The following is a 13,229-nucleotide window of genomic DNA, read 5'->3' as shown; positions in this document are numbered from 1 at the left end:
ATTGAATCTTACACTGAAAGTTTGGAGACAAAAGAACGATAAAGTGAAAGGCCAAATGGAAACCTATCAGGTATCTGATATTTCGCCAGATAGCTCTTTCCTTGAAATGATGGATATTCTCAATGAAAAATTGATCAACGAAGGGGGAGACCCAGTTGCTTTTGATCATGACTGTAGAGAGGGTATTTGTGGTAGCTGCTCAATGTATATTAATGGAGAAGCTCATGGGCCGGGTAGAGAAATCACTACTTGCCAATTGCATATGCGTGAGTTTAAAAATGGTGAAACGATATACATCGAGCCATGGAGAGCTAAAGCATTCCCTGTAATTAAGGATTTGGTAGTAGACAGAGGTGCTTTTGATCGCATAATGGCGGCTGGTGGTTTTGTGAGTGTGAACACTTCAGGAAACACTCAAGATGCTAACGCTATTCCAATTCCAAAAGCAGATGCAGATAAGGCTTTTGATGCAGCTACTTGTATTGGCTGTGGAGCCTGTGTAGCTTCTTGCAAAAACTCTTCGGCCATGCTATTTGTTTCTGCCAAAGTATCGCAGTTCGCACTACTTCCTCAAGGTAAAGTAGAAGCTAAAGAGCGTGTACTCAATATGGTGCAACAAATGGATGATGAAGGTTTTGGTAACTGCTCTAACACAGGAGCATGCGAAGTGGAATGTCCTAAAGGAATTAGCTTAGATAATATAGCACGTATGAACCGTGAATACTTGAGTGCCAGCTTTACAGCTGATAAAAAGTAAAAATAATTTGACTTAATAATCAATCCCCAGTCTAGCAATAGGCTGGGGATTTTTGTTGGGCACACATGGAGTCAACCCTGCAATAGTTTTAAATAACTCCTAACCATTACATTTCTCTTTATGAGTAGCAATAGTTTAAATCAATTTATGAAGTCTGAAGGCCTCCTGCCACAATTATTTACATTTAAAGTTATGTTTTTATACTGTTATCTATTGAGTAATTAAAAACTTAGTTTAATTTAACTTTTCATTTTCAAATCAACTTATGAGACCCTTCCTAATCTGTCTAATTGGAATCTTCTTTTCTGTTTTTACTTATGCTCAGACCAATGTTTCAGGAGCCATTACATCAAATACAACCTGGACTAAGGCCAACTCTCCTTATGTTTTGGTGGGAGATATTAATGTAAATCCAGGGATTAAGCTAAGTTTGGAGCCTGGTGTTACAGTGAGGTCGACTGGGGCTTTTCAGATTTCCTTGAATAATAATACTGCACGCATTATAGCGATAGGAAGCCAAACTGATAGTATCAACTTTGAGGTGCCAGAACAAGAAAGGGGGTTTATAACCTTCTCTGGAGCTAATACAGCATTGAGTTTCTTTAAGTACGTGAAAGTTGAAGGGCAAGGGCAAGTAAATTATAGGAATGAATTTTTAAGGGTTACCAATACTACGTCATCTAGTGGTTTAAGTATCTCAAATTCTCTCTTCTTTAATACCTCCTTTAATCTTAGAGAGGAGGGTAATCAAATTAATATTGAAGACAGCAAGTTTCAAAAAGCGTATCTATGGACTTTTAAGGGAAACACTGGTTACAATTTGAAGCGGAACTTATTTGTTTTTTCAAATATTTCAACAAAAAGTAATGAGGTAGTAATTGGTAGTCCTTTAAGTGAGTCACTTATTGAAGAGTCTGAGTTTATAAATTCACCAATTTACGGAGCACATACAAAGCTCACCATTCGAAACTCAAGGTTTTTTGCAGATAATAATTCATTAAGGTCAAATCCATCATCAGGAACTAGTTTGTTTATTAATGTGAATCAATTAGTAATGAGTGGTTGTTATCTGGATGGGTTCAATAGGTTTTATGGTGTTTCACTTACCGATTTCTCTCGAGTTGGTGCGGAAAGTTCAATCACAAACAATACTTTTTATCGAATTGAACTTCCTCTTCAGGCATACATGGTTGGTGAAACTATTTTTAATGGGAATGATATTATAGAAGCGAGTAAGAGCATCAACTTTATTTATACTTTAAGCGGAAGCGAGGTTGACGCTAGGAATAATTTTTTTGATGGAATTACGGATTTGATCTCATTAGAGGAAAGAATCCATCATTTACCTGACGGGAGTGGTGGAGGCCCTGTTGAACGAACTGGAGGAATTGTTGATTTCAGTTCTCCACTGACTGCCCCAATAAACACTAACATGACCATTACTCCTTTCTTCTCTTTTTCAAGAAGTAGGGGTGCTAATGAATTTATTGATGAGGTGAGTTTAAGAATGAATGAAGCTGGGCATCAATTATATAATTCTTACGAGGTCTACCTACTGGATGCCCAAAATGACTATCGATTAATACCAAAGGGGGTCTATGATTCAGATATGGAGATAGATTTACCACATGAAGGTAGTGAAGAATACTACTTAAGAGCGATCGATATAAACGGTGAAGTAAGTATGTTTACTAAGCCTTTTAATAATCGGCCTTTATTATTTAATGAAGATCCACTTCCAATAATTTTGGATGCAGGGAGTACATTAAGGACAACTTATAAGGTGTTTGATTCTGACCAAGATTATGTAGAACTAACACCAAAATTAGATTACTATGGTCAGTCATTTGTAGAGCCAGAAAGTGTAAGTCTTAATCAAATAGGGACTTTAGGAGATACTTTAATTTATGAATTGGAGATTGTTTTATCAGAAAATGACTTTGGGTATTTATCCATTTCAATTGATTATTCAGATGGATTACACAGTGGTGGTACACAAGCGGTTTCATCCAATGTCGTAAAGAGGCCTGTGATTGAAAGTGTTTCTCCTGTAATTGGTGTTTACGAAGGTTTTGGTTTTGATATGAATGAACCTGAGTTATTCAAGATCATTCAATCCTCTGGCCAAGATAATGATCCAAATAGAATAAAAATCACTGAAGTGTTAAACGGGACACTTAGGTATAAAGGTGATGTAGTGACCTCAATGGATTTCATTTATAGTTATTCAGGAAGTAATGAACTTTTTTGGGAAGCTCCTTTTGGTACTGGTATTGTTGATGCATTTAAGGTTAAGCTCTATAATAGTAAGTCTGAATCTGAAGAAGAGGTTATAATTCAATTCGACCTCCTTGGCAACACGGCTCCACAAGTAACTCATATAGATACCCTCTCAGCTAATGAAGACCAGTTGAGGTATGTTTTCTTTAACGGTCATGATAAGTTCTCAGATTATTTAGAGATGAATGATGCTGAAGGTCATTCGATTCATTTTAAAATAGTAGAAGTTGTCAATGGTAAGTTATTGAATGGGAATGGTGAGAATGCGGAGGATTTGGTACTCCCTGTTAATTTTTCTTCTGTAAGAGCTTCACTTTTTTGGCAGCCACCCACTAATGAATATGGGAAAATACTCGGTCTTAGGTTAAAGGCAACAGATGGTGCTAAAGAAAGCGATAGTATTTATGATTTGTACTTTAATGTTCAAGCTGTTAATGATAAGCCTACTTTCGACTTCATACCTGACCCTGTACCTGTCCAATCTACTGGTCAAGCATATATTATTGATATAACAGGGGTTTCTGATGGGCCGAATGAAGATGAGGATTTACATTTTTCCATAGTAAGTTCTAATGAAGGCGTGATACCACAAGAGCAAATAAGCATTGATCATAACAAGACTACAGGAAATGCCCAGTTGAGAGTAACCCCTATTAATGGAGCTGTGGGTACTTCAATTATCTCTGTAAATTTATCAGATGGGGAAATGTGGTATGGCCAAGATGTTCAGTTTACCTATCTTCCTCAAGAAACTGCACCCCTTATAGATGTTGCAGATCGGTTTGTAGCATATACAGATTACCCGTTTAACCTAGATTACACAATATCGGATGATCAGGAGTATTATAGTGCTCTGGGCAGCTCTGATGCTGAATGGTTGAGCATTGATAATAGGAATAGAATAAAGCGTATTACTCAGTTAATGAATGAATACACAACCTCAGAAAACGGACTTTTGTCAGAGGCAAAGGTGGATGTGTTTTTCTCAGCTATAATTGATAAGGAAGGGAATCTAATTTATTCCGATGGATATGCCATTAAGAAGTTATCACCTCAAGGTGTGGTTTCCACAATTGCTGGAGGAGATGAACAGGGAAACAGAGATGGAGTTGGTAAATATGCCCAATTTGGACCTAATGTGGTTCTAGCTTACGACCCAATTTCAGACTATATCTATGTGTCAGATCTCGGTAATGAGTCTATTAGGAAAATAGATAGGTATTCTAATGTAACTACATTTTTCGATGCAAATGATTTATTAGCAAATCCTTGGCTGCGTCATGGAGGTGTTGACAAGCAAGGAAATCTGTTTGTGTCTCATGAAAGTTCTCAATACCATCGAATTTACAAAATAAATCCGTCTGGAGAACATGAACTCTATGCTGGGGCAGACATTGATTGGACAACTGATATGAGTGGTGAAGGGCCAAAAAATAGTGTTCCTATTGGTGCAATTAACGACATGGAAGTGACCCAAGAAGGAGTTATTTATTTTTCCAATAGAGGATGGGTGAGGAAAATTTCAACTGATGGCAATGTTAGTGCAATTGATTTAGGTGAGGCGGTTCTCTCTGCACCACGTGATGTTTATTTGGGTTTGGATGGAGATAGTCACTTGTTAGTTTATCAGCAACAAATTAGTAAACTGGTAAGGATGAGTTTAAGCAACGAAAGTTATGAAATTTTAACTGGTGTAAATACCAAAGAATTTAAAGACAATGCCTTAGCGGAAGAATTCGGGTATGTTAATGATGGACCATACATATATGCACTCAATGGGGTAAATGGAAAGGGGGTCTTTATGTCGGTGGTATCGACTGACGCAATTAAATATAATACTCGATATAAATTTATAGCTCTGCTCAGGCCTGATTTAGACTCTATTAAAGGTGTTGCTCGAGTTGAGGACATAGGAGAACACACTGTAACAATTACAGCGAAAGACTTTCAAGGCAATACTTCGACCAAAACGGTGATTGTTGAAGTTAGAGAAAACAACAAAATTGAAGCTACAAACCTTAATCAAACAATCACTTTTGAAGAAGACTCTCCCTCGGTTGATTTGGATGATATAGTCCTTAGTGGGCTTCAGAACAATGAAAAGGCTCTGGTCACTATCAAATTGATGCCTATAAATGCAGGACTGCTAACAACGGGTTCAGGTAATGATGAAACCTTTGATGCCGCTACAGGCACCTGGACAATGACAGGAAGCCAAGCAGCGGTCAACTCGGCCTTAGCTTCCATCGCTTTAATCCCCACCTCAGACTGGGATACTGACTTTGAAGCTGAAGTAGTGGTAGTCAATGCCGCTGGCGGAGTGCCGAATAAAGGCAAGATCAACTTTAAGGTAACTCCTATAGCTGATATTCCAAGATTGCGAACCGAGCTAACAGACAAGGCCTATGCGGAAATACCTTATCTATATGAGTTTGAAGTAGAGGATCCAGATAGTTACTTTTTTGGATTTAAAATAAACTCTTACCCTGATTGGCTCACATATAGCGAAGAATCATGGATAGAGACTTTTTCGGGTAAATGGGATTACTGGGGTAGCACAGTCAATGGAGATTTGGATTTAGCAAGGTTCCAGTCACCTCGAAAAATTTCGAAAGACTATGAAGGCAACCTCTATGTCATTCAAAATAATTACGTTAGAAAAATTACACCTGAAGGTATAGTAAGCACTTACCTCAGCCATTCAGGCGGCTACTTAGATGGAGACATAGATGAAGCAAGGTTTGATTATATCACTGGTATTGTTTTCGACCAGTCTGGCAATGCATATATAGCGGATGCCAATAATAGAAGAATTAGAAAAATTGACATCACTGGAGAAGTAACCACAATTGCGGGTAGTGGTCAATATGGAGATGAAAATGGGCCAGCTTTAGAAGCTTCATTTTTAGGTCTTCGAGGAATTGATATAGCTCCCGATGGCAGTATTTATATTTTAGATGGACAGTTTGTGAAAAAGCTGGACAATGCTGGACAAGTTATCAAAATTGCAGGAAATGGTGAGTATGGTATAGGAGAGGGGTCTTCATTGGAAGTTCCTTTTACTAGCCTAACAGATATTAAAGTGGACCATGAAGGAAACCTCATTATTGCTGATATTAATACGATTAGAAAGCTAAATCTAGCGACTAACCAAGTTGAATTGATAATTGGAAAAGAGCAATGCTGTTCAATACCAATTAACGGAACAACATCCAATAGTGAGGTCTCATTCAATGATTTGAATGCAATTGCTATCGATGAAAATGGATTGATTCATATGGTTACCAGCAGGTGGTATATGAAGGTTGATCCATTAAATGGAGTTACGCAAGGAATTGGTGTTTCTCATTCATCTAATGAGTTTCAAGAAGGGCCGGCAGAAGAGGCGGATTTTTCAAGTATTTCGGGTATTGTATTGGTAGGTAAGAATGTTTTTCTTTCTGAAAAGAACAGGCATATCATTAGAAGAATTTATAATACCAATGGGAAAATTGAAGGTACCCCAAGTGTCAATGATTTAGGAGGGAACATTGTTAAATATTCAGTCACTGATAATTTTCAGCAGGAACATTCTTACACAGCTAATATTGAGGTTATAGATAATGACAAGCCGATTATTAGTGGCGTGAATCAAACCTATATTGGGAAAGAAAACGATATCGATATTCCTCTTTCGGGAATTGCGTTGAGTAAAGTAGAATCAGATTCGGTGATTCTTTCTTTTACGCTTTCTAACCCAAAGGCTGGGTCATTCGACTACAATGAGGAACAAGGATCATCATTCGATCCGGTAAATGGTAAATGGACAATCAAGTCTAAGCAAACTCAAATTAATCAAGTTTTGGAAGCGCTTCAGTTTCATCCTACTGCCGAATTCCATGGGAAAGTTGCGGTTAAAGTTGCGACTCGAAGACTTCATGGGATGTTTACGAGAGAGGAGAAATTTTCAATTTTAGTAGAGCGAGATAATGGACTTCCTGAGATTAATGAATTTACTCAGATTGATGCCATGGTGGATCTGCCAATGCAGCTAGAAATACCAATTGCAGATGCGGATTTAGACCCAGTTGATTTAAAGATAAATGGGTTGCCTGATTGGCTTCAATTAAAAATAGAAGCTGTTTTCGAAGTAGGTACCATGGCTGATATGGAGCCTACGTCTTCCATTTCTGAAATTGGAGATGGGCTGGTTTCGGATGTCAAAATGTACGCATCAGGTATTCGAGGCCTTTCAATAGATAGTCAAGGCTTGGTTTACTTTACAAATCACAACCGCTTACAAAGATTAAAAAATGGAAAAGTTGAAACTCTAGCACAAGATGATGGTACTCTAAGATCTGATTATTTAAGGGCAGTTCAGGTAGTAAATGATGAAGTCTTTGTGAGCAATGAAACTGCAATTTTCCGTGTAGATAACGGAGAGCTTTTGCTTGTTGCAGGTGGAGATTCAAGAATAGACAAAGATGGTATTGGTGCCGAGGCAGGTTTCTCTAGCATCAGCGATTTTGTATCAGATGGTGAAGGAGGGTTTTATGTTGCGGATACCTATAAAATCCGTCATGTTGATGAAAAGGGTTTTGTTTCCACTGTTGCCGGGACAGGTGATTATGGACAGATGTCAGAAGGTGGAAATGCCTTAGAGATACCTTTGTATGGCATTACTCATTTACAATTGGACGATGATGGAGGCTTACTTTTCGGGTTAAAATCTCAACGGAAGCTTTGTAAGTATAAAGACGGAGTTATCGAAATTATTTTTCCTTTTGGGTCACACTCATTTTCTCCAGTTCAATACGATATAGATAAGCTTGGAAATGTCTTCTTATTTAATTCGAATTATATCTACCTCTATGATACCACTGTAGGTTTGAAGGAATATATAAATGCTCGTAATCTAGCGACTTATCAAGTTTCAGATGGGAAAGAGAATGAGTTTCAATGGTCAAGTGTTTCCCAAGTGATAAGGGCATCCCCGAATAGCTTTTATTTGTTGGATCGTGCTGCGGGGGACATAAGAACCATTACCTATAAATTTAACTATAGCCTAGATGGAACTCCACCAGAAGGCAGTGAAGGGACTACAGCGCTTACTTTTAAATTGAATGATGGTATAGGGGAAGAGGTTACCTATCAAATCGCTTTGAATGTAGCTTCGCCTGATAACCCTAAAGTTACTGGCTTTCCACAAAATTTTAGTTATACAGAAGATGCAACACCATTTCCTCTCGACCCTATTACCATCGAATCACAAGATGAGAGCAAAGAATTTAAAGTTAGGATTGATCTAGGAGGAGAACGGTTTGGCTCTCTCATTTCAAACAGTTTTGATTTATTAAACTCATTGCACTCTGGTGTTTATGAAATTAAGGGTAATGCGGCAGAGTTGAATGAAATTCTGAGCACCATTAATTATCAACCAGGTTTAAACAATGACTTAAACTCTTCTATTGATTTTAATTTCATCCAAATTGGAGGGAACCTGTCATCTGATTTTAAGATTCCTTTAAGCGTTACTGGGGTAAACGATGCTCCCCAAATTAGAGGTCTCTCAGATACGGTAGCCTTTGTGGGCGATAGCCTCAACATATTACTCGATATCTTTGATTATGAAGATGGGAAAGATGTTAGTTTAACGAATATTGTTAAGCCTGACTGGCTGAAAATACAGAAGGCCGAAATACAAAGCGAAATCATTGCAGGAAGACTGGGTACAAAAGGATTAAAACTTGGGAATGCCCAATCCTCAATTCTTACACAGCCTCAATATGTTGCTGAAGATGGCCAGAGGAATTTATACATTTCAGATAGAGGTCTGAATTCCATTTTCAAATTAGATCAGAATGGACAGCTTACACTTTATGCAGGCTCACTCCGATCGGGCAATATTGATGGGTCTCGTGATAAAGCTCAGTTTTATAACCCCTCAGGTTTGGCGGTTGATTCGGATGGGATAATGTATGTTGCCGATACTTATAATAATTTAATAAAGAAGATTTCGTCTGATGGAGAAGTCTCTACGATTGCAGGCTCAGGTAGAAAAGAAACATGGGATGGAGTAGCTCAATATGCCGCATTTAACAACCCTACAAAGTTAGCATTGTCAGAAGAGAAAGGGCTCTTGTATATAGGAGAAGGAAGGAGTATTAGGGTTTTAGATTTGCAGTCTAAGGTGGTTTCTACTTTACCTATTCAATTGGAGGAAAATGCACTTCGTTCATTGAGCTTGGCTAAAAATGGAGATATCCTCATTGGTAGCTTTAATTATGTTGCTCGATATACTTTTGAAGGGCAATTGATTCATATAATTGGTAGTGGAAATTATGGTAATCAGGATGGAGATCATACCATAGCCTCGTTTTCTTATGTTCAAGGCATAGTTGAGGATGATAAAGGAAATATCTTTATCGCTGATCAACTTGGAACAGTCTTGAGAAAAATTTCAAAAGACCTAAATGTTTCAACGCTTAGGGGGATAGACAATTCACTAATTTTTAATACGCAAGGAAATTTACTAGTAAGAGGCAATGAATTGATTTTTGCAGAATCATATCCTAGCTTAATCAAAAGAGTCAAGCTCGATCAATACTTTATTTCTGGCAGACCTTCGATTTCCGATATTGGTGAGAATATTATTCAAGCAACCATCAAGGATACTGAGGACTTGGAGACAAACTTTGACTTTAAAGTACTTGTAAAAGCAAATGACAGACCTAATGTTCTAGGGCAAGACACTCTCCTTCTGTTTGGAGAAAAGGATGGCGCAGTAGAGCTACAAAAATTTGAGATTGTCGATTCCAATGATAATTCCTTTGAAGTCTTTATTTCTACTATGAATTCGTCTTCAATTTCAATTGGCACTACTTCAACAGAATTGATTCCTTTCGATAATGAAAAGAAAGGATGGGTATTACAGGGGCAGGCTGCTGACTTGAACAGTCAACTCGGTATGCTCAATGCTTTTTCTGATTCGTTTGAAGACGAAACTTTGAAGTTTAGATTTAGCAAAGCAGGTGGAGAATTGGATACTGTTAAAACAGTGATCCTTGTTCCGAAGCCTGTAAATGACCTCCCAGTATTGACGACTCAAAAGGTAATTGAAGTAGTAGCTGGAGAAGAGTTCAATCTGAATTTTGAGGGGACTGATCCTGATAAGGATGTACTGACCTATACTTCGTCAACCTGGCCTACATGGGTACAAGCCGATTCGGTAAGGATGCTACAGTCGTTTATTGATTTGGCTTATTCTAAAAACCTACCTGATTCTATTAAAAATAAAGTCAGTATCTCTGCAATGGCAATAAATCAAAGTGGTGATATTTATACTGTTAGCTCTTCTAGAAATAAAGTGCATAAACTTTTATCGAATGGTGAGTTTGAACTCTATGCCGGAAAAGGGAACAATGGCTATAAAGACGGTAACAGACTGGAAGCTGAATTTTATAGGCCTCGTTCGATACTTTTTGATAAAGATGATAACCTTATCGTTGGTGATTTATATAACACTGCACTTAGGAAAATAACCTTAGATGGAATAGTTTCTACATTGGTAGGTGGAGACCGATTAATTAATACAATTAATTTCGTTGGAAGAAATGGCTATAAGGATGTGGCAAAACCTTTCTGGATTGGACGTTTAGCCCAGGATGAAGTTGGCAATATTTATACTAGTGAATACTATTCTGTAGGTAAGTATGATGTTTCTGGCTATTACAAAACTATAGCGGGTAAACCTGGCAGTAACTATGGGGGCTACTGGGATGGGAATGCTTTAGATGCTGGAATCCATTATGCAACCTCTATTGTCCCTCTTAAAGAAGATTCTTTATTGATTTTTGATCATTATGCTGGTACGGTACGAAGACTCTCTAATGGGTACGTTGAAACCATTTCGGGAGTTGATGGCTTTGGTTACCATGATGGAAATATTGAAAACGCTAGGTATGGTGGGTTTTCGGCCTCTATCTTATTAAATTCAGGTGAAATCCTGATAATGGATAATGATAATTATGCATTGAGGGTACTAGATTTTAAAGAAGATAAAGTATCTACGATTGCTGGAAAGGGATATTTTGGTAATGATTTCGGTATTGCTAAGGAGGCTGCCTTAGGTGATGTTTTGGATTTACTTGAATTAGAAAACGGTGATATTTTACTGAGTGAATCAAGCAAAATCAAACGCCTTGCTTACTCCACTCCAAAAATCTCAGGAACACCTCAACTGTCGGATGTTGGAGAGCACAAGTTCACTCTTCGTATTTCTGATGGTAAGAATGGAATTATAGAAGAGGAGATTACGATTAAAGTAATTGCACCAAACACACTACCTACAGTATCTACCATACCAACTGTTGAAGAAACCTTTGCGGTAGGTAAAACCAAGGATATTGCTTTGTTCGATTACTTCTCTGATGCGGAAAATTCAGATTCAGAGCTGACTTATGAAGTGGTTACTAACTCGGATAATTCTGTTGTAACTACTTCAGTTATCAATTCAGCAGATGGCCTTCTTAAACTATCTGTGGTTAATGCAGGAACTACCACTTTAACTTTAAAAGCAACGGACACAAGAGGAGGGACGGTTACTACAAGTTTCGAGGTGAATATCACCAAGGCAGAAGCAACCATCGAGTTCGGAACATTGAGTTTCATTAACACCGGAGAAGCAAAACCTGTCACGGTTACTACAGTGCCATCAGGTCTTAATTTTACACTTACCTATGCGGAACAAACGAGTGCGCCATCTGCCGTAGGAACTTATGCTTTAGAGGCTACCATCGATGAGCGTAACTATGCCAAAGTAGCTACTGCTGAACTGGCCATTATAAATATTGCTCCAGAGGCAATGGCGCTTTCCGCCAATACAGTTTTTGAAAATTCAGCCGAAGCTACTTTGATTGGTGAGCTATCAGTAACCGACCAAAACCCAACGGATACACATCAGTATAGTTTGCCAACAGGCACCACCGACAATGATTCGTTTACCATTACAGATGCTAAACTATATGCCAGCAGTAGCTTCAACTTTGAGGAAAAGGCCAGCTATACGGTTACTGTACTTGTTACTGATAACCATAATGCGACCTATCAAAAGGAGTTTATGGTTACTGTAACAGATGTAAACGAAGCGCCAACAATTGATGCTTATGCTGAAATACAGGTGGTGAAAAACTTGGGAAGCCTGACTATTACCCTCACAGGCTTGAGCGCAGGGGGGGACGTAAATCAAACCATCTCCATTACATCGGCAAAGTCTGGTGTAATCAAGTCAAATAGCGTGACTTTAAGTGCTGATAAAACCACAGCTCTATTGACTTTTGAAACAGAGACAGATCAGGAGGGTTTTGGAGCAATTCAGGTAACGGTTAAAGATGACGGAGGTACAGCCAATGGAGGAGTAGATACCAAAACGATTGACATTCCAATCAAGGTGTTGGCGCCAAATGTTACTGTCACTAGTGGAAGTAATTGTGGGCCTGGTTCTGTGAGCGTATCAGCAACAGGAGCCGATAGTTATAAATGGTATGTCGCACCACTGGGTGGAAGTTCTCTTTCTAGCGAAGCAACTTATACAGTTGATCTTCAAACATCATCAATATTTTATGTAGCAGGAGTGGTTAGCGGGACAGAATCGAAACTCAGAGTGCCAGTCAGTGCAACGGTATTTGATGCCTTGACTGCGCCAGTAATTACAAACACAGACAATGTACTTTCTGTAACCGCTGTTACTGGGCTTAGCTACCAATGGATGAAAGATGGGGTGAGTATTGATGGAGCAACTGCCAATAGCTTTAGCCCGACAGAATCGGGTAACTATAGCGTTGTCATAAACAATACGAACAACTGTTCAGCCACCTCAGTAGCAGAAGAGGTGATCATTACAGGCATCGAAGACAAATTGTACACTTTGGCGGTGAATGTTTATCCAGTTCCAAGTTCAGACTACGTCTATTTAGAATTTGACGAAACCTTGAGAAAAGGAACAAAAGTTCAAATGGTAGATAATTCTGGAAAACAACTGGTATCACAAGTTTTGACAGAAGCTACAAATAAACTAACAATTGATGTGCGAAAAATGCCAGAAGGTGTGCATACCATCGTTGTTCAGGATGGAGCCAAACTTGCCCGCAAGAAAATCCTGATTCAACGATAAGTTGAATAGAAATCAAAAAGTCAATCCCCAGTCTAGCAATAG

General features: G+C 38.4%; 2 protein-coding genes. Both read left to right on the top strand.

Features of this window, described 5'->3' with window-relative positions; translation table 11 throughout:
- Position 1 precedes the first annotated feature (1 nt).
- A complete protein-coding gene (locus AWW67_RS00440) occupies positions 2–757 on the top strand; it encodes a succinate dehydrogenase/fumarate reductase iron-sulfur subunit (protein ID WP_221404877.1) in 756 nt (251 codons plus the stop codon).
- Between the two features lie 265 nt (positions 758–1,022).
- Positions 1,023–13,187 (top strand): NHL domain-containing protein, encoded by a 12,165-nt coding sequence (locus tag AWW67_RS00435; protein WP_062299445.1) that lies wholly within the window; start codon positions 1,023–1,025, stop codon positions 13,185–13,187.
- Positions 13,188–13,229: the final 42 nt, after the last annotated feature.

The sequence above is a fragment of the Roseivirga seohaensis genome (assembly GCF_001592945.1).
Taxonomy (GTDB): Bacteria; Bacteroidota; Bacteroidia; order Cytophagales; family Cyclobacteriaceae; genus Roseivirga; species Roseivirga seohaensis.
This window is presented reverse-complemented; position numbering and strand designations above follow the sequence as displayed.

Bases quoted from the DNA above. Each gene is read 5' to 3' on its own strand.
- AWW67_RS00435 (WP_062299445.1), top strand. From the start codon at position 1,023: ATGAGACCCTTCCTAATCTGTCTAATTGGAATCTTCTTTTCTGTTTTT.